The sequence below is a fragment of the Teichococcus coralli genome (assembly GCF_009829925.1).
Taxonomy (GTDB): domain Bacteria; phylum Pseudomonadota; class Alphaproteobacteria; order Acetobacterales; family Acetobacteraceae; genus Pseudoroseomonas; species Pseudoroseomonas coralli.
In genome coordinates, this window is sequence record NZ_SNVJ01000012.1 from 36,723 (window position 1) to 55,164 (window position 18,442).

Below are 18,442 nucleotides of genomic sequence, written 5' to 3' on the forward strand. Positions count from 1 at the left end.
TTCCGTCAGTGTTCGTCGCGGCGGCGCCGCAGGGTGAGGTCCATCAGCAGCAGCAGCACCGTCGCCACCACCAGCAGCACGGCGACGGCGGCCATGGTAGGATCGAGGTTCTCGTTGATGCCGTCCCAGATCTTGCGCGGCAGGGTGAAGACGTTGCGGGAGGCGATGAACAGCACGATCACCAGCTCGTCCCAGGAATGGATGAAGGCGAAGATGGCGCCGGAGACGATGCCGGGCATGATGCGCGGCAGGATCACCCAGCGCAGCACCTGGCCGAGCGAGGCGCCCATGCCGCGCGCCGCCTGCTCCAGCCGCCCGTCGAAGGCGGCGAGCGCCGTGGAGACGGTGACCACCACGTAGGGGATGCCGGTGACGCCATGCGCCAGCACCACGCCGAGGAAGTGGTCCAGCAGCCCGGCGATGGCGAAGGCGCGGTAGAGGCCGACGGCATAGACGATGGTGGGAATGATGATCGGCAGCAGCATCAGCGCCCGCACCAGCTCGGTGCTGCGCCGGCCGATGCGCCAGCAGCCGATGGCGCAGAGCGTGCCCGCCACCACCGCCAGCGCCGTGGAGGCGAGGGCGATGGCGAAGGATTGCAGGATGGCCTCGCGCCAGGCGGGGCTGCCGAACAGCGCGGCATAGTGCTGCAGGGAGAGCGCATGCTTCGGCAGGGAGAGGAAGCGCTGGTCGGTGAAGGAGACGGGCACCACCACGGCGACAGGCAGGAGCAGGAAGAGCGCCGTCGCCCAGGCGATGGTGGAGTTCAGCCAGCCCGGCCGGTATCCGCCCATCGGCTCAGCTCCCCGCGCCGAAGAGGCGGCGCAGGTCCACCACGCGCGAGAACAGCGCCAGCGTGGCGAGGATGGCGACCACCAGCACCGTGGCCAGCATGGCGCCGAGGCCCCAGCGCAGCAGGTCGGTGATCTGCAGCTTGATCCATTCCGCCGCCATCAGCGTGCGGCCGCCGCCGAGCAGGGCGGGGGTGATGTAGAAGCCGAGCGAGAAGATGAAGACCAGCACGCCCGCCGCGATGACGCCGGGCAGGGAGAGCGGCAGGAAGACGCGCAGGAAGCTCTCGGTGCGGCCGGCGCCCAGGCCGCGCGCGGCGGCCAGCAGGCGCGGATCCACATCGCCCATGCTGGCCAGCATCGGCAGCACGGCATAGGGCACCATGTAGTGCACCATGCCGACGACGATGCCGAACTCGTTCCACACCATGCGCAGCGGCGCGTCGATCAGCCCGCCGGCCAGCAGCGCCTCGTTCACCAGCCCCTCGCGCCGCAGCAGCGTGACCCAGGCGAAGGCGCGCACGAGAACGCTGATCCAGAGCGGCACCAGCACGGCCAGCAGCCACCAGCGGCGCCTGTGCGGCGGCGACATCGTCACCTTGTAGGCCAGCGCATAGCCCAGCAGCAGTGCGATCAGCGTGGTCAGGCCGCCGATGCGCAGCGTGGTGAGGATGACGCTCTGCACGCTGCCGCTGGTGAAGAGGCGCTCGTAGTTCTCCAGCCCCAGGCGCGGCTCGGTGACGCTGATCACCAGCACCTGGCCGATCGGCACCAGATAGACCAGCGTCATCAGCAGGAAGGCCGGCAGGATCAGGCCCCACCATCCGAGTTCGCGCCGCATCCGCTCAGCCGGTGATGAAGTCGAGGTACTCGGCGTTGGCGTCCTGGTAGTTCTTCCCCCACCAGGTCTCGTCCAGGTAGAACTGCTTGGCCACGTTGGCCGGATCGGTCGGGTTCAGGCGGCGCAGCTCCGGCGGCACCATCTCCGCGGCGCGCGGGTTGGTCGGGCCGTTGCCCATTAGCTTCAGCAGGGCGACCTGCGGCTCGGGATGCGCGAGCATGGAGGCCAGCAGCCGCTGCGCCGCGGCACCGCCCGGATTGTTCTTCGGGATGACCATGATGCCGGCCTGCAGCATGCCCTGATCCCAGATGAACTTGATGCGGCCTTGCGTCTCGCGCTCCAGCACGCTGGCGCGGGTGTGCCAGATGCAGCCCATCACTGCCTCGCCGGTGCGCAAGTACTGCTCGGATTCCGAGCCGTTGTTCCAGTACACGGCGTTGCCCTTGATGTCGCCGATGCGCTTCAGCGCCTTGCCGACATCGAGCGGATACATCGCCTTGGGGTCGGCGCCGAGCGAGACGGTGGCGATGTCGAGCGAGGTGCGCGCGTCCCGCCGGATCAGCCGCGTGCCGGGGAAGCGCTTGAGGTCGAAGAAGTCCTTCCAGCCGGTGGGCGGCGTCGGGAACTTGCTGCTGTCATAGGCCAGCACGTTGGAGAAGGAGTAGGGCGCCGCGCCGTATTCCACCGCGAAGGCGGGGCCGATCACGTTCTCCTTCCTGACCACGCCGTAGTCCACCGGCGTCAGCAGGTTCATGCCGCTCAGCAGGGTGGCGGAGGCGGCGGAGCTGTCGCAGAGGTCCCAGGTGACGTGGCCGCTCTCCACCATGGAGCGGATGCGGCCGGCGGAGGGGCCGCTGCTGTCCTGCACCACCGTCCAGCCGGGGTTCTCGGCCATGAACGGCTTGCCATAGGCTTCGTCGAAGCCCTTCATGGCGATGCCGCCCCAGTTCACCAGCACGAGCTCCTGCTTTCCCTGCGCGGCGGCGGCGGGCCGGCGCAGCGCCGGCGCCGCGCCCAGCGCCGCAAGACCCCAGAGCATGGCCCGGCGGCTGATCCGCCCGCGCTGGTGCTGCTGTTGCAGAAGCTCGACGCAATCCTGCTGGAAGGTCTGTGTCATACGCACCTGGCCCCCTCTGGCTGCGCGCCGCTGCGGCGCGGTCAGGCCCGATGCCAAGCACGAGCCGTGCCAGGGGAGGGAAGAAAGGCCGGGGGAGGGAACTCTCCCGGACCCCCGCCTTTTTTCTGTCAGTTTGCGGTCCCGCCCGAGGCGGTGGCGCAGCCGATGATCCGCGCGCCAACAGTCGCCGGGGTTGTCGCAGCCCGGGCGGATGCCCGCCCCACCTGCGCACCAGACTGACAGAAAAGAAAGAAGAGGGGGTCCGGGGGAGAATTCCTTCTCCCCCGGTTCCATCGCTTGCCGCCGGAAAGGACGCGCCATTCCGAACCGGCGCCTCTGGCCGAAGCGATGCCGCTGGACTAAGCCTCCCGGCATGTCCGGGAACCCTCTTGCCCGCCTCTGGCTCTTCATCGGTGGCCTCTCCGGCCTGCTGGCGGTGGCGCTCGCCGCCTGGGCCGCGCATGGCCTGGCGCCGCGGCTGGGCCCGGTGGAGGCGACGATGGTGCAGAGCGCGCTGACCATGCAGGGCTGGCACGCCCTGGCGTTGCTGGCCACCGGCCTGCTGGCCGAGCGCCGCGCCGGCCGGCTGGTGCACTGGGCGGGCGGCTGCTTCGTGCTGGGCATGCTGGGCTTCTGCGGCGCCATCTGGTGGCGGGTGCTGGCGGGGGCCTCGCCCGGCATCGCGCCGGTCGGCGGCACGCTGCTGATGCTGGGGTGGCTGCTGCTGGCCATCGCCGGGCTGCGCCGCCCGGCAGGGCCCGGCACGCCATGATCCGCAGCGCCTACCTGGCCGCCGAAGGCTTCGAGCCGGAGGTGGAGGAGGAGTTGCGCCGCGCCGGCGTGGCGGTGGCGCGGTGGCACGGGCGGCTGGCGCTCAGCGAGGCGCCACCGGTGCCCTGCGCCTGGGCGCTCGACACCTGGACCGACCCGCGCGAGATCCCGGCGCCCTCGATCAAAGCTGCGGCAGGGGCATTGCGGGCGATCCAGCGCAACTGGTCGCTGGAGGCGATGGCGCATCACCGCCGCGCGGCGCTGATCGAGGCGGCGCTGCCGCCGCTGAAGGCGCGGGCGCTGCCGTTCCCGGAGCCGGCGCCGACCGGCCATCTCGGCGCCTGGACCCTGCTGGCGCCGGACCGGCTGCTGGCCTCGCCCAGCAAGACCAGCCCTTTCCTGCATGGCGCCGTCCGCTTCGCGGAGGATCGCGAGGGGCCACCCTCCCGCGCCTACCTCAAGCTTTGGGAGGCCCTGACCCGCATCGGCCGCTGGCCGGGACCCGGGGAGGTGGCGCTCGACCTCGGCGCCGCGCCGGGCGGCTGGAGCTGGGCGCTGGCGCAACTCGGCTGCCAGGTGGTGGCGGTGGACAAGGCGGCGATGGACCCCGCCGTGGCGGCCCTGCCGAACGTCGCCATCCGCACCGAGAGCGCCTTCGGCCTGGAGCCGGAGAAGCAGGCGGCCGTGGACTGGCTGTTCAGCGACATCATCTGCTACCCCTCCCGCCTGCTGGCGCTGGTGCGGCGCTGGATGGAGGCGGGCAGGGCGCGGAACTTCGTCTGCACCCTGAAGTTCCAGGGCGAGACCGACCACGAGACCGCCGCCGCCTTCGCCGCCATTCCCGGCGCCCAACTGTTCCATGGCGCGCACAACAAGCACGAGCTGATGTTCTGCCTGCTGAGAGAACAGAGTGCCTCAGGCGTGCTTGCGGGATAGCATTCCCCCTCCATCGCCGCACGGGAGCAATGGCGAGGGGGAATGCTGACGGTCCTGCCACCGTCGCCTGTGGCGGCTCTGACTAGAGGATGAGACGAACTGCGGAGGAACTTCTTTCCTCCCGCTGTTTTTATCCGCTGGATGCTCGGCGCGGGGCGTGGCTGCCAGGATTTGGTCTGTGCGCCACCCCCTTCTATGCTGCCGGGCGCCAACTTCATTCACGGAGACAATCCCGCCCGATGCGCTTCCTCCTGCTTGCCCTGCTCAGCCTCTGGCTGAGTCTCAGCCCAGCACAGGCCCAGGCCCCGGTTCCGGCGGCGCCTGCCGCGACGCCGCCGACCGAGGCCTCGCTGCAGGAGCTGGTGCGGGTGCTGGAGGACGACACCGCCCGCGCCGCCCTGATCGCCCGGCTGCGCGCGGCGGAAGGGGTCAAGGCCGCCGACGCCGCGACACTGCCGCCGGAAACCGAGCCCACGGTGGCGCGGCAGCTTGCCGAATACAGCCAGGGTATCGTCGAGCAGGGGGGCGCCATGCTGCGGCGGGTGACGGAGGTGGGGCGTGGCCTCCTCCAGCTTGCCGGCGAGGCGGCCCAGGCGGACCGGGACGTGCTGTGGAGCGGAACCTTCCGGATTCTTCTGCTGGTCCTGGTGGTGGGCGGCCTCTTCGCCCTGCTGCGGGCGCTGGCGGCGCCGCTGCTCAACGCGCTCGGCCGCCGGGCGCAGGGGCGGAGCAGGCTGTTCCGGCTGGCCCTGCAGCCGGTCGCCCTGCTGATCGAGGCGGCGACCGTGCTGCTGGCCTGGGGGGGCGGCTACCTGTTCGCGCTCACCTACGGCGTCACCGGCGTCATCGCCGTGCACCAGACCCTGCTGCTCAACGCCTTTCTGGCGGTGGAGGGCATCAAGGTGCCCATCCGCATGCTGTTCCGGCCGCGCCTGCGGGCGTTGCGGCCGCTGCCGCTGGGCGATGAGGGCGCGCGCGCCTGGTTCTTCTGGCTCAGCCGCGCCACCTCGATCATCGGCTACACCTTCATGCTGCTGGCGCCGCTGCTCAACGCCAACGCCTCCTGGGCGGCGGCGCGGTCGCTCCGCTTCCTGGTCATGCTGCTGGCGCTGGGCATGGGCATCTTCGCGCTGCTGCGGCACCGCAATGCCGGGCGGCGCTGGATCGCGGCGCAGCGGCACCGTCGCGGCATCCGCCTGCTCGGCAGTGTCTGGGTCGCCTTCGGGCATGTCTGGCACCTGCTCGCCATGCTCTACCTGGTGACGCTGTTCGTCGCCTGGGTGACCAACCCGCGCGAGGCGCTCGGCTTCATCCTGCTGGCCACCCTCTATTCGCTGCTGGTGGTGGCGCTGGGCGCGATGCTGATGCACCTGCTGCGGCACCTGTTCTCCGGCGGCATCAGCCTGCCGGAGGCGGTGACCGAGCGCCTGCCGCTGCTGCAGCGCCGGCTCAACACCTTCATCCCCGCCATTCTCCGCGTGCTGCGCGGCATCGTGCTGGGGGTGGTGCTGCTCGGGCTGATGCAGGCCTGGGCGCTGTTCGACGTGCTGGGCTGGCTGGCCACCCCCATCGGGCAGCGCTTCGCCGGCGCCCTGATCTCCGCCGCGGTGATCGTGCTGGCCGGCATGGTGGCGCATCTCGCGCTCTCCTCCTGGGTGGAGTACCGGCTCAACCCCAACTACGGCACGGTGCCGACGCCGCGCGAGCGAACCCTGCTGGCGCTGTTCCGCAACGCCGCCACGCTGACGCTGCTGGTGCTGATCTCGATGCTGGCGCTCAGCCAGCTCGGCGTGAACATCGGGCCGCTGCTGGCCGGCGCCGGCGTGGTCGGCCTGGCGATCGGCTTCGGCGCCCAGAAGCTGGTGCAGGACATCATCACCGGCGCCTTCATCCAGATCGAGAACGCGATGAACGAGGGCGACGTCGTCACCGCCGGCGGCATTTCCGGCGTGGTGGAGAAGCTGACCATCCGCTCCCTTTCGCTGCGCGACCTGAACGGCACGCTGCATGTGGTGCCCTTCTCCTCGGTCAGCACCGTGTCGAACATGACAAAGGACTTCGCCTTCCATGTGGCCGAGATGGGCGTCGCCTACCGGGAGAGCGTTCCGGAGGTGAAGGCGGCGATGCAGGAAGCCTTCGAGCGGCTGCAGCAGACCGAGCATGGCGCCTCCATCATCGGCGGGCTGGACATGCAGGGCGTCACCCAGTTCGCCGACTCGGCGGTGATGGTGCGGGCGCGGATCAAGACCCTGGCCGGCAAGCACTGGGGCGTCGGCCGCGCCTACAACGAGATCATCAAGGAGGTCTTCGACGCGCGCGGCATCGAGATCCCCTTCCCGCATCTCACGCTCTACATGGGCGAGGACAAGCAGGGAAAGGCGCCGCCGGTGCGCGTCATCGACGAGACGCCGCGCCCCGCCCTGGCGCAACCGTCACCGCGCAGCTTGCGTTCCGCTTCCGAAGAGAAACCAGCGGCGGACGACGATGCAGAAGGCGTGGTGGCTGATCCGCCAGACCGTGCTCGGCTTCATCGAGGATGAGGCGCTGAGCCGCGGCGCGGCGATCGCCTTCTACACCGTCACCTCGCTGGCGCCGGTGCTGATCATCGCCGTCGCCATCGCGGGCCTGGCCTTCGGCGAGGAGGCGGCGCGCGGCGCCATCGTCTCGCAGCTCGCCGGCCTGATGGGGCGCGCCGGGGCGCAACTGGTGCAGAGCATCATCGTCAGCGCCTCCAACCCCACCTCCGGCATGGTGGCCAGCGTCTTCGGCATCGTCACCCTGCTGGTCACCGCCAGCGGCGTGTTCGGCGAGATCCAGGCCAGCCTGAACATGATCTGGCGGGTGGAGCTGCGGGGCAGCACCGTGTCCCGCCTGCTCCGCGCCCGCGCCGCCAGCCTGGGGCTGGTGGCGACGCTGGGCTTCCTGCTGCTGGTCTCGCTGGTGGTGAGCGCCGCGCTCACCGCGCTCAGCGACATGCTGCACAACAGCCTGCCGGGCATCGCCGTGCTGGCCAGGCTGATCAACGCGGTGCTCTCCTTCGCGCTGATCGCCGTGCTGTTCGCCGCCATCTACAAGGTGCTGCCCGACCGCGAGCTGGAATGGCGGGACGTGCTGGTGGGAGCGCTGGTCACCACCCTTCTATTCAACCTGGGGAAGGCGCTGATCGGCCTCTATCTCGGCAGCACCGCCATCGGCTCCACCTATGGCGCGGCCGGCTCGGCGGTGATCGTGCTGCTCTGGATCTATTACTCGGCGCAGATCTTCCTGCTCGGCGCGGAGTTCACCAAGGCCTATGCCATGCGCCGGGACGCCGAGGCCTGGGCCGCGCACAAGACGGGCGACGCATTATCCGAGGAGGGCCCGGAACGGCCGCCCATCGGCCTGCCGCCCGCCAGCTGACCCTTCTCCTGGCGGCCTGGGAGAGGTAGGTCATGCTGTCATGAGGCTGTTTCCTCCCTTGCCCGTCCGATGAAGAAGCGCGGCCGCCGCTCCCGCGCGCCCTGGCTCGCGCTCGCCGCCGCGATCATCGGCCTGTTCGGGGCCGCGCAGGTCAGCGAGCGGGACCTGCTTCGCGTCGGCCGCGCCGCCTGGGACGTGGTGCAGAGCCTGCAGGAGCCGCAACGCCGTTCCGGCGGCGGGCCGGCGCCGGCCAAAGGGCAGCCCTTCTCCGGCCACCCGCGGGTCATCGACGGCGACACCTTCGAGCTGAACGGCATCCGCGTGCGCATGCAGGGCATTGATGCGCTGGAACATGACCAGCAGTGCAGCCGCACCGGCGCCGGCCGATCCGCCTGCGGCACGGAGGCGCGGGACGAGCTGGCGGCGCTGATCGGCGGCAGCGAGGTGACCTGCACTCCCGACGGCACGCTGACGCATGGCCGCACGGTGGCGGTCTGCACCGTGCCGGAGCCCGGAGGCGGGGTGCGCGACCTCAACGAGGCCATGGTGCGATTGGGCCTCGCCTTCGACTGCCCGCGCTATTCCAAGGGCCGCTATGCCGCGGCGGAGGCGGAGGCCAAGGCGGCGAAGGCGGGTGCCTGGGCCGGGCGCTTCACCTATCCCTGGTCGCACCGCGACCGCGCCGGCGCCTGCGGCCGCTGATGGGGGGACGGTGGCGAGGCTGGCTCCGGCGCGCCGCGCTGCTGCTGCTGCTTGGGCCGCCGCTGCTCATCCTGCTGTTCCGCTTCGTGCCGCCGCCGGTCACGCCGCTGATGCTGCTGCGCGGCGCCCAGGGCCATGGGCTGAGCAAGGACTGGGTGGCCTATGACCGCATCGCGCCCGCCTTGCCGCAGGCGATCATCGCCTCGGAGGACAACACCTTCTGCCGGCAGGCACTGGGCTTCGATTTCCCGGCGCTGCGGGGGCAGATCGAGGCGGCGCTGGCCGGCGAGCGGCCACGTGGCGCCAGCACGCTCACCATGCAGGTGGCGAAGAACCTTTTTCTCTGGCCGGGGCGCGACCCCCTCCGCAAGGTGCTGGAAGCCTGGCTGACGCCGCAGGTCGCCCTGCTCTGGCCGAAGCGGCGGGTGCTGGAAGTCTATCTCAACATCGTCGAGTTCGGCCCGGGCATCTATGGCGCCGAGGCGGCCTCCCGGGCCTTCTTCCAGCGCCCGGCGGCGCGCCTCAGCGCCACCGAGGCGGCGCGGCTGGCGGTGGTGCTGCCCAACCCGCGCGAATGGTCGGCCGGCGACCCCGGGCCCTTTGTGCGGGAGCGCGCCGCACTGATCCGGCGGCGTGTGGGGCAACTCGGCCCGTTGCTGGACTGCACGGAATAAGGCCGGAGCGGATGAACGCCCCCGAGACCCCTGTCTTGTTTCTGCCCGCTTCAACCGCGCCCTGGCAGGGGGCCGTCCTGGCACTCGCCGGAACAAGCGGAAGCCTGACAGACGAAGGAGGGGGTTCGGCGGCGTTCACTCCCCCCGCCTTGTTCCGCCCGCAGCTTGGCGACGCGCTGTCCTTCTCGGGCCTTCACGCGCTCAGCCCACGCAGCAGCAGGTCCAAATGCGCGTCGCGCAGCGACTCGGGGGCCGGCGCCTCCGTCTCGCCCAGGATCATCCGCCAGACCGAGGCCATCAGCACCGGCGCCAGAACCACCTCCGCCAGGCCCGGCATGTCCGCCACCTCCGGGCGGAACTCGCCCGCGGCGACGCCGGCGCGCAGCACGGCGCGGGCGATGCCGGTGGCGCGGGCCAGCATTTCGTCGCGGTAGAACCGGGCCAGGTCGGGGAAGCGCTCGGCCTCGGTGATGATCAGGCGAAACAGGATGCGCTCCTGCCGGTCGGCGCCGATGCGGGCATAGCCTATGCGCACCAAGCTGCCGAGCAGGTCCCGCGCCGGGCCGGCATGGCCGGCGAGCTGCCGCTCCGCCTCCTCGAAGACGGGCCGTGTGCAGGCGTGCACGGTGGCCTGGAACAGCGCCTCCTTGGAGGGGAAGTAGTGGTAGATCAGCCCCTTGGCGATGCCGGCGCGGCTGGCCACCGCTGCCATGCGGGCGCCGGCATAGCCGCGCTCGGCAAATTCTTCCAGCGCGGCGCGCAGGATCTGCGGGGTCCGGGCTTCGGGCGGGAGCCGACGGCGTGCCTGCGGGGCATCGGAACCTGCGTTCATTCGTTTTCCAGACCGAGTCCTTGATCTTGCCGCCGGTTCTGCCAGATAAGACGGACTTACTGACCGTATGGTCAATAAGCAGGCGCCGCGCACAGGACAAGATATGCCGGACCACAACCCTCCCGCCCAGATTGCCGCGCCGCATGGCCTGACGCGCCGGCGGCGCCGTTGGCTGCCGCCGCTGCTCGGCCTGCTGCTGATCGCCGCCCTGGGCGGGCTGGCGGCCCCACGGCTGCTGCACCGTGCCGAGGCGCCTCCGGGCGCCGCCGTGCCGCAGGAGCCGCCGCCGGCGCTCACCGTGACCCTTGCGCCTGCCCGGCCGCGGGACCTGGCGCGGCCGGTGATCGGCGACGGCTCGGTGGTGCCCTGGCAGGAGCTGGTGATCGGCGCCGAGGCGGGCGGGCTGCGCGTGCAGGCCGTTCCGGTGGAGGAAGGGGACCGCGTCGCCGAGGGGCAGCTCCTGGTCGCGCTGGACGACGCGGTGCCGGCCGCCCTGGTGGCCCAGACGGAGGCGGCGGTGGCCGAGGCGGAGGCGGCGCTCGGCATCGCGCAGGCCGACCTGCGCCGCGCGAGCCAGCTTTCGCGCAGCGAGAACGTGGCGCAGCAGGTGCTGGAGCAGCGCCAGGCCGCCGCCCGGCAGGCCGAGGCGCGCCTCCGGGCCACCCGCGCCCAGCTCCAGGAAGCGCAGGCCCGGCTTGCCCAGACCCGCATCCTCGCCCCCGCCGGCGGCACGGTGCTGCGCCGCGCCGTGCTGCCCGGCGCGGTGGTGCAGCCCGGACAGGAGCTGGTGCGCCTGCTGCGCGACGGGCGGCTGGAACTGGATGCCCGCGTGCCCGAGCTGGACTTCGCTTCCGTGCGGCCGGGGCAGGCGGTGCGGGTGCGCCATGGCGAGCGCGAGATCATGGGCACGGTGCGCGCCCTGGCGCCGGTGGTGGCGGGCGAGACGCGGCTCGGCGTGGTGCATGTGGCGCTGCCGCCCGGTTCCGGCCTGCGGCCCGGCATGTTCGCCCGCGCCGAGATCCTGCCGGAGCCCGCCCCCGCCCTGACGGTGCCGCAGGAGGCCGTGGTGTTCCGGGATGGCCGGCCAACCGTGTTCGTGTTGCCGGAGGGCGCCGAGCAGGTCGCACCGCGCGCCATCGCCACCGGCATGCGGCGCGATGGGATGGTGGAAGTGACCGAAGGCCTCGCCGCCGGCGAGCGGGTGGTGGCGACCGGCGCCGGCTTCCTGTCCGCCGGCGACCGCGTGCGCGTCGCCGCGCCGCGCTGAGGAGGACGCCATGGCCGAGACCCGCGACGACGCCGGCTGGAACATCTCCGGCTGGGCGATCCGCAACCCCATCCCCACGATGGTGCTGTTCCTGCTGCTGACGCTGGGCGGGCTGGTCGCCTTCCCCATGCTGCGCATCAACAACACGCCCGACATCGACCTGCCGGCGGTGGTGGTGACGGTGGCGCAGCCCGGCGCCGCCCCCTCGGAACTGGAAACCCAGGTGACCCGCCGCGTCGAGGACGCCGTGGCCGGCCTCGGGGACGTCAAGCACATCACCTCCATCGTGCAGGACGGCACCTCCACCACCGTCGTCGAGTTCAACCTCGGCAAGGACGTGGACCGCGCCACCAACGACGTGCGCGACAAGGTGTCGCAGATCCGCGCCGACCTGCCGGCCTCGATCCGCGACCCGGTGATCAGCCGCATCGAGGTGACGGGCGGGGCGGTGCTCACCTACACCGTGGCGTCGCCTGGGCTCTCCACCGAGCAGCTCTCCTGGTTCGTCACCGACACCGTGGCCAAGTCGCTGCTCTCGGTGCCCGGAGTGGCGCAGGTGAACCGCGTCGGCGGAGTGGAGCGGGAGATCCGCGTGGCGCTGCGGCCGGAGCGGCTGCGCGCGCTCGGCATCACCGCCGTGCAGGTGAACGAGCAGCTCCGCTCGGCCAACCTCAACCTGCCGGGCGGCCGCGGCACGCTGGGCGCGAGCGAGCAGAGCATCCGCACCCTCGGCTCCGCCCCCACGGTGGAGGCGCTGCGCGCGCGGCCGATCATCCTGCCCGGCGGCCGCACCGCGCGGCTCGGCGACCTCGCCGAGGTGACCGACTCGACCGCCGAGATCCGCACCGCCGCGCGGCTCGACGGCGAGCCGGTGGTGGCCTTCGAGGTGATGCGCACGCGCGGCTCCTCCGAGGTGAAGGTGGCCGAGCAGGTGGCGGCCCGCGTGGCGGCGCTGGAGGCGGCGCATCCCGGCACCGAAATCCGCCGCGTGACCTCCACCGTGGCCTTTGTCGAGGCCGGCTACCACGCGGCGATCGACGCGCTGCTGGTCGGCTCGGGCCTGGCGGTGCTGGTGGTCTGGATCTTCCTGCGCGACTGGCGGGCGACGCTGGTGGCCTGCGTCGCCATGCCGCTCTCGCTGATCCCGACCTTCCTGGTGCTGCAATGGCTGGGCTACGCGCTCAGCAACATCACCCTGCTCGGGCTGACGCTGGTGGTCGGCGTGCTGGTGGACGACGCCATCGTCGAGATCGAGAACATCGTCCGCCACCTGCAGTCCCGCCCGCAGCGGGGCGCCTACCGGGCGGCGCTGGAAGCCTCGGCGGAGATCGGCCTGGCCGTCATGGCGACCACCGGCGCCATCCTGGCCGTCTTCGTGCCGGTGAGCTTCATGCCCGGCATTCCCGGCCAGTTCTTCCGGCAGTTCGGCCTGACCGTGGCGGCGGCCGTCACCTTCTCGCTGCTGGTGGCGCGGCTGCTGACGCCGCTGATGGGCGCCTACCTGCTGAAGCCCCGCAAGCAGGCCCGGTCGGAGGAGGTGGGGGACGGCGCCGTGGGCCGGCGCTACCTGGCGCTGCTGCACTGGTGCCTGGGCCACCGCTGGATCACGCTGGGTGCCGCCACCGGCTTCTTCGCCCTTTCCCTGGCGCTGGTGCCGCTGATCCCCTCCGACTTCATCCCCGCCGCCGACCGGGGCCGCTCGGCGCTGGCGATGGAACTGCCGCCGGGCTCGACGCTGGCCGAGACGGATGCGGCGGTGCGCCGCGCCACCGCCATCCTGAAGGCGCGGCCGGAGGTGGAATCGGTCTTTGCCTCGCTCGGCACCTCCAGCGTGGTGGGCGGGCCGGGCATGGGCAGCACCACGGCGCAGGGCGACCCGCGCAACGCCAACCTGATGATCACCCTGAAGCCGCGCGGCGAGCGGGCGCTGAACCAGCAGCAGTTCGAGGCCGCCGTGCGGCCGGCGCTGGAAGCCATTCCCGGCATGCGCGTGCGCTTCGGCGCGGACGGCATGAGCGGCTCCAAGGCCAGCGTGACCCTGGTCGGGGATGATGCGGCGCAGCTCGCCGCCGCCGCCCGCGCGCTGGAGCAGCAGATGCGCGGCATTCCCGCGCTTTCCGGCGCCCGCTCCACCGCCAGCCTGGAGCGGCCGGAGCTGCAGATCGTCCCGCGCGAGGAGCGCGCCGCCGAGCTGGGGATCTCCGCCGCGGCCATTGGCCAGACGGCGCGAATCGCCACCATCGGCGACATCGAGCAGAACCTGGCGCGCTTCAACCTGCCGGACCGGCAGATCCCGATCCGCGTCATGCTGGAGGAGGGCGCGCGCAACGACCTCGACACGCTGCGGGCCCTGCGCGTCGCCGGCCGGGCCGACCTGCCGGTGCCGCTCGACGCGGTGGCGGAGATCCGCCATGGCGCCGGCCCGGCGCAGATCGACCGGCTGGACCGCGTGCGCAAGGCTACCGTGGAGGCGGAGCTGAACGGCATGCCGCTCGGCGAGGCGACCAGGCTGATCGAGGCGCTGCCGATCATGCGCAACCTGCCGCCCGGCGTGCACGAGCGCGAGACCGGCGACACCGAGGTGATGAACGAGCTGTTCAGCGGCTTCGTGCTGGCGCTCGGCGCCGGCGTGCTGCTGATCTACCTGGTGCTGGTGCTGCTGTTCGGCGGCTTCCTGCAGCCGCTGACCATCATGTCCGCCCTGCCGCTCTCGCTCGGCGGCGCGCTGATGGCGCTCTTGCTGGCGCAGAAGGCGCTCGGCGTCTCGGCGGTGATCGGCGTGCTGATGCTGATGGGCATCGTCGCCAAGAACTCGATCCTGCTGGTGGAATACGCCATCGAGGCGCGGCGCGGCGGCCTCGCGCGCGGCGCGGCGCTGGTGGAGGCGGCGCGCAAGCGGGCGCGGCCGATCGTCATGACCACCGTGGCGATGACGGCGGGCATGGTGCACATCGCAGCCGGCGTCGGCGCCGATGCCGAGTTCCGCGCGCCGATGGCGCTGGTGGTGATCGGCGGGCTGATCACCTCCACCCTGCTCAGCCTGGTGGTGGTGCCGGTGGTCTATACGGTAGTGGACGATGTCGGGCGGTTCTTTGCCCGGCTGCTGCGGCGTGGCGGCGCGGCGCGGACGCAGCCGGCGCTGGAGCGGTGAGGCCGCCCGCCCGGCCTATTCGGAACGCTGCGGCAGGCCCTGCCAGAGCCAGTTGACCAGGTTGAAGACAATGCCGCAGGAGGCGATGCGGACCACCGTATCGGCCGTGAGACCGAAGGCGCCGGCGACGAGCAGGGGCGCCAGCCAGACGGCGCCGGCCTCGGCCAGGATGGCGCCGCTGATCCCGCGGCGGGCGATCAGCGCCCAGGCGACCAAGGCGCCCAGGCACTGCAGAAGGATGAAGGGAGCGATGTAAAGCACCTTTCCTTTACGCCACGATCCATCAGCGGTTGCAATAGGGATGGAAGGTTGTGCGCACCTCCCCATGGCTGCCGCCGGCATCCGGCGCGGGAGAGCGGGCTGCCTCAGCGCGGCGGGCGGGCGGTGGCGGGCGCCAGCGACTCGCCCTGCTCGGCCGCGGCGGCACGCCGGGCTTCCTCGCGCTCGGCCGTCTCGTCCACGGCGCCGAGCCAGGAATGCAGGAGCCCCGCCGCGACCGCCCCGGCGATCGGCGCGATCCAGAACATCCAGAGTTGCGCCAGTGCCCAGCCGCCGACGAACAGCGCCGGGGCGGTGCTGCGCGCCGGGTTCACGCTGGTGTTGGTGATGGGGATGCTGATCAGGTGGATCAGCGTCAGGCACAGGCCGATGGCGAGCGGCGCGAAGCCGGCCGGCGCCCGCTTGGTGGTGACGCCGAGGATGACCAGCAGGAAGAAGAAGGTCATCACGAACTCGGTCAGGAAGCTGGCGGTCAGGGAATAGCCGCCGGGCGAGTGCTCGCCGAAGCCGTTGGCGGCGAAGCCGGTGGCGGTGGAGAAGTCGCCGCGGCCGGAGGCGATGAGGTAAAGCAACCCCGCGCCGACCGCGCCGCCCAGCACCTGGGCGAGGATGTAGCCGCCGGCCGTGGCCCGATCGAGCCGTCCGGCAGCGACGATGCCGAGCGTGACGGCGGGGTTGAAATGCGCGCCCGAGATATGGCCGACCGCATAGGCCATGCTCAGCACCGTGAGGCCGAAAGCCAGGCTGACGCCGACCAGGCCGATGCCGACCTCAGGAAACTTGGCGGCCAGCACGGCCGCGCCGCAACCGCCCAGAACAAGCCACAGGGTACCGAAGAACTCGGCCACGAGTTTGCGGGACATGAACAACGCCTTCCCCAGGAATTTTGCCCGCGTTCATATGAGCCGAAATCGAAACGAAAATACTGCGCAGAATCCTGACGCTCGCGTGCATGTGCGTGCGCGGCCGCCCCGCGGGAGTGTGGGGAGCGAAGGCAATTCAATCCAGCCCCCTCCTGAAGGGGGAGGCGAGGAGCGCCGTCGCCATGGGCGGAAGCGAAGGCCGCCCGAAGATCAAGGAGGGCTGGGGAAGCTCGCGCCCCCGGCCCCGCTTCCGTCGACCAGCCCGAGAGCAGGCTTCGCTTCAGGCGGACCTGTCGCCCAGCTCGCGCAGGAAGTCCTCCAGCGCGGCGTTGAACGCGGCCGGCCGCTCGAAATAGGTGGAATGGCCGGCGCGTTCGATCTCGACATGCCGGGCACGGGGCATCGCCGCCATCAGATGCGGCACGGTGGGGGAGGCGAAGACCACATCCTCCGCCCCGGTGATCCAGAGGGTGGGGGTCTCGATGGCCGCGAGGTCGCTGGCCGGGCGGGTGCGGGCCTCGTAGAGCCGCTTCCGCAGGCGCTCCTTGTCCAGCTCCACGCTCATCTCGTCGATGGCGCGGTAGAGGAAGTGCAGCGCCGGCTGCTCCGCCGCGCCGCGCGCGCCCATGGCGGGGTGCACGCCCGGCGCCTTGCGCGAGGCGGTCTCCTCCGACCAGCGGGCAAGGGCTTCGGCGGCGGCCGCGCCGGAGCGGCGCGGGTCGATCGGGCCGGAGGTGGCCGAGAGCACCAGGCCGCGCAAGGCGCCGGGATGGGCGAGGGCGAATCCGATGCCCGTCCAGCCACCCATCGACTGCCCGACGAAGACCGGCTTCTCCAGCCCGAGATGCGCGATCAGCGCGGCGAGGTCCTCGGCATAGGCGGCCGGGTCCGGCCCGCCCGGCGGCGTGTCGGAGGGCGCGAAGCCGCGATGGCTGAAGGTGACGCAGCGATGGCTGCCGGCGAAATGGCCGACCTGCTGCCACCAGGAGAGGTGGTTCCCACCCAGCCCATGGCCGAAGACCAGCGCCGGCCCTTCGCCCGTCACCTCGTAGTAGATGCGGCAGTCCGGCCGCTGGAGATAGCCGCGCTGGCGCGGCACGCTGCCGCCGGGCATGGCCAGGGGTTGCGTGGGCAGGCTGGTCATCGGGCGCCCTCCGTGGTTGCCGGCGGGCAGCTTGCGGGCTTCCATGACGCCTGTCGAGGCGCCGCGCCAGGATTGGCGCGGTTCGTGCTTGGCGATGCCCACCGGCTTTGCGCGACAGGGAATGAACCGATGAGCGGCTTCGAGTTCGACATGGTGGTCCGCGGCGGCACGCTGGCCACGGCGGCGGAGGTGTTCGAGGCGGATATCGGCATCCGCGACGGTGCCATCGCCGCGCTGGGGCGCAACCTGCCGCGCGGCGCCGAGGAAGTGTCGGCCAAGGGCATGATCGTCACGCCGGGCGGGCTCGATCCGCATTGCCACATCGAGGAGCTGGGCCAGGACGGCACGGCGCAGGAGGAAAGCTTCGCGAGCGGCTCGGCCGCGGCGCTGGCCGGCGGCACGACGAGCTTCATCTGCTTCCTGCCGCAGTGGAAGGGCCACAGCCTGGCCGACAGCGCCCCTGGCTACGCCGCGCGGGCGGAGCAGTCGCGCGCCGACTATTCCTTCCACCAGATCATCACCGACCCGACGCCCGAGGTGCTTCAGAAGGAGGTCCCGGCCCTGGTGGCGCGCGGCATCCGCAGCCTAAAGGTCTTTCTGACCTATGACCCGCTGCGCCTGACCGATGCCGAGTTCCTCGACGTGCTGGCCACCGCCCGCCGCCTCGGCGCCTTTGTCACCGTGCATTGCGAGAACTTCGACGCCATCGGCTGGCGCATCGGGGCGCTGCTCAAGGCCGGGCTGACCGACCCGCTGCAGCATGCCTGGTCGCGGCCGCCGGTGGTGGAGCGCGAGGCGACGCACCGCGCCATCGCCCTGGCCGAGCTGGTGGACCAGCCGATCCAGGTGTTTCACGTCTCCTGCGAGGAGGCGGCGGCGGAGATCGCGCGCGGCAGGGCGCGCGGGCTGAAGGTCTGGGGCGAGACCTGCCCGCAATACCTCACCCTCTCGCATGAGGACCTCACCGGCCCGGACTTTGCCGGCGCCAAGGCGGTGTGCTCCCCCGCGCTGCGGGAGAAGGCGGAGAACGCGCGCGTCTGGCGCCGCATCCAGGACGGCACGCTGGACATCGTCTCCTCCGACCATTGCGGCTTCTCCTTCGCCACCGCCAAGCGCGCCGCCGGCAGCAGCAGCTACGGCACCGGCGCGGCGGTGCAGCGGCCGGACGGCATGCCGGCCTTCAACGCCATCCCGAACGGCGTGCCGGGCATCGAGACGCGGCTGCCCGTGCTGTTCTCCGAGGGCGTCTCGAAGGGGCGGATCGACCTGCCGACCTTTGTGCGCCTCTCCTCGGCCAACGCGGCGCGGCTTTTCGGCCTCGGCGGCCGCAAGGGCAGCCTGGCGCCGGGAGCCGATGCCGACCTGGTGCTGTGGGATCCGGACCGCGAGACCACCATCGCCCAGGAGCGCCTGCACCACGCCATCGACTACACGCCCTGGGAGGGCTTCGCGGTGAAGGGCTGGCCGGCGGTCACGCTGCGGCGCGGCGCGGTGGCGGTGCGCGAGGGCGAGGTGCTGGCACCGCCCGGCACCGGGCGCTTCCTGCCGCGCGGGCCCTATGACCTTGCGAAGCCGACGGGGCGGGTTCCGGACGGCTTCGACGCGGCGGCGGTGACCTGGGCGTAGCCTTCAAGGGCCGGAACCGGGGAAGAATGAATTCTCCCTCGGGACCCCT

General features: G+C 71.8%; 16 protein-coding genes. 9 read left to right on the forward strand and 7 right to left on the reverse strand.

Going from position 1 to position 18,442, the window contains the following annotated elements; all coding sequences use genetic code 11:
- Positions 1-5: 5 nt before the first annotated feature.
- The 3 genes from E0493_RS14275 to E0493_RS14285 are packed head-to-tail and all read right to left on the reverse strand — an operon-like array spanning position 6 to position 2,749.
- Positions 6-794 (reverse strand): ABC transporter permease, encoded by a 789-nt coding sequence (locus E0493_RS14275; protein WP_160937727.1) that lies wholly within the window; start codon positions 792-794, stop codon positions 6-8.
- Between the two features lie 4 nt (positions 795-798).
- Complete coding sequence (locus E0493_RS14280; RefSeq protein WP_160937729.1) at positions 799-1,632, reverse strand: ABC transporter permease; 834 nt, start codon at positions 1,630-1,632, stop codon at positions 799-801.
- 4 nt (positions 1,633-1,636) lie between these two features.
- Positions 1,637-2,749, reverse strand: coding sequence for an extracellular solute-binding protein (locus E0493_RS14285; protein ID WP_160937731.1), 1,113 nt, complete (start codon positions 2,747-2,749; stop codon positions 1,637-1,639).
- A gap of 373 nt (positions 2,750-3,122) precedes the next feature.
- On the opposite strand from E0493_RS14285, the gene E0493_RS14290 reads away from it, so the two are divergent.
- The 6 genes from E0493_RS14290 to mtgA all read left to right on the forward strand — a co-directional run bounded on the left by E0493_RS14290 (position 3,123) and on the right by mtgA (position 9,231).
- A complete protein-coding gene (locus E0493_RS14290) occupies positions 3,123-3,521 on the forward strand; it encodes a DUF423 domain-containing protein (RefSeq protein ID WP_160937732.1) in 399 nt (132 codons plus the stop codon).
- The gene (locus tag E0493_RS14295; protein WP_160937734.1) at positions 3,518-4,456 is read left to right on the forward strand and encodes an SAM-dependent methyltransferase; all 939 of its coding nucleotides are present in this window, start codon (positions 3,518-3,520) and stop codon (positions 4,454-4,456) included. The genes E0493_RS14290 and E0493_RS14295 overlap by 4 nt, the downstream gene beginning before the upstream one ends.
- 239 nt (positions 4,457-4,695) lie before the next feature.
- On the forward strand, positions 4,696-6,996 hold the full coding sequence (locus E0493_RS14300) for a mechanosensitive ion channel domain-containing protein (RefSeq protein ID WP_160937736.1): 2,301 nt from the start codon (positions 4,696-4,698) through the stop codon (positions 6,994-6,996).
- A complete protein-coding gene (locus E0493_RS14305; protein WP_160937738.1) occupies positions 6,941-7,855 on the forward strand; it encodes a YihY/virulence factor BrkB family protein in 915 nt (304 codons plus the stop codon). Before E0493_RS14300 ends, E0493_RS14305 begins: the two co-directional genes overlap by 56 nt.
- Positions 7,856-7,924: 69 nt before the next feature.
- The gene (locus tag E0493_RS14310; RefSeq protein WP_160937739.1) at positions 7,925-8,557 is read left to right on the forward strand and encodes a thermonuclease family protein; all 633 of its coding nucleotides are present in this window, start codon (positions 7,925-7,927) and stop codon (positions 8,555-8,557) included.
- Positions 8,557-9,231: a monofunctional biosynthetic peptidoglycan transglycosylase gene (gene mtgA / locus E0493_RS14315; RefSeq protein WP_160937740.1), complete on the forward strand. Its 675-nt coding sequence runs from the start codon at positions 8,557-8,559 to the stop codon at positions 9,229-9,231. The genes E0493_RS14310 and mtgA overlap by 1 nt, the downstream gene beginning before the upstream one ends.
- A gap of 193 nt (positions 9,232-9,424) precedes the next feature.
- On the opposite strand, the gene E0493_RS14320 is transcribed toward mtgA, so the two are convergent.
- Positions 9,425-10,063: a TetR/AcrR family transcriptional regulator gene (locus E0493_RS14320; protein WP_160937741.1), complete on the reverse strand. Its 639-nt coding sequence runs from the start codon at positions 10,061-10,063 to the stop codon at positions 9,425-9,427.
- Between the two features lie 103 nt (positions 10,064-10,166).
- Between E0493_RS14320 and E0493_RS14325 the strand changes: the two genes are divergently transcribed.
- Positions 10,167-11,330 carry an efflux RND transporter periplasmic adaptor subunit gene (locus tag E0493_RS14325; protein ID WP_160937742.1) on the forward strand — a complete coding sequence of 388 codons (1,164 nt, stop codon included), beginning with the start codon at positions 10,167-10,169 and terminating at the stop codon, positions 11,328-11,330.
- A 10-nt stretch (positions 11,331-11,340) separates the two neighbouring features.
- Positions 11,341-14,481, forward strand: coding sequence for an efflux RND transporter permease subunit (locus E0493_RS14330; protein WP_160937743.1), 3,141 nt, complete (start codon positions 11,341-11,343; stop codon positions 14,479-14,481).
- Between the two features lie 15 nt (positions 14,482-14,496).
- On the opposite strand, the gene E0493_RS14335 is transcribed toward E0493_RS14330, so the two are convergent.
- The 3 genes from E0493_RS14335 to E0493_RS14345 all read right to left on the reverse strand — a co-directional run bounded on the left by E0493_RS14335 (position 14,497) and on the right by E0493_RS14345 (position 16,767).
- Positions 14,497-14,742 carry a hypothetical protein gene (locus E0493_RS14335; protein WP_160937744.1) on the reverse strand — a complete coding sequence of 82 codons (246 nt, stop codon included), beginning with the start codon at positions 14,740-14,742 and terminating at the stop codon, positions 14,497-14,499.
- Positions 14,743-14,846: 104 nt separating this feature from the next.
- Positions 14,847-15,623 (reverse strand): aquaporin Z, encoded by a 777-nt coding sequence (aqpZ, locus tag E0493_RS14340; RefSeq protein ID WP_235913787.1) that lies wholly within the window; start codon positions 15,621-15,623, stop codon positions 14,847-14,849.
- A 280-nt stretch (positions 15,624-15,903) separates the two neighbouring features.
- A complete protein-coding gene (locus E0493_RS14345) occupies positions 15,904-16,767 on the reverse strand; it encodes an alpha/beta fold hydrolase (protein WP_160937748.1) in 864 nt (287 codons plus the stop codon).
- Positions 16,768-16,896: 129 nt separating this feature from the next.
- Between E0493_RS14345 and hydA the strand changes: the two genes are divergently transcribed.
- Entirely contained in the window at positions 16,897-18,393 is a 1,497-nt protein-coding gene (hydA, locus tag E0493_RS14350; RefSeq protein ID WP_160937750.1) for a dihydropyrimidinase, read from the forward strand.
- Positions 18,394-18,442 lie beyond the last annotated feature (49 nt).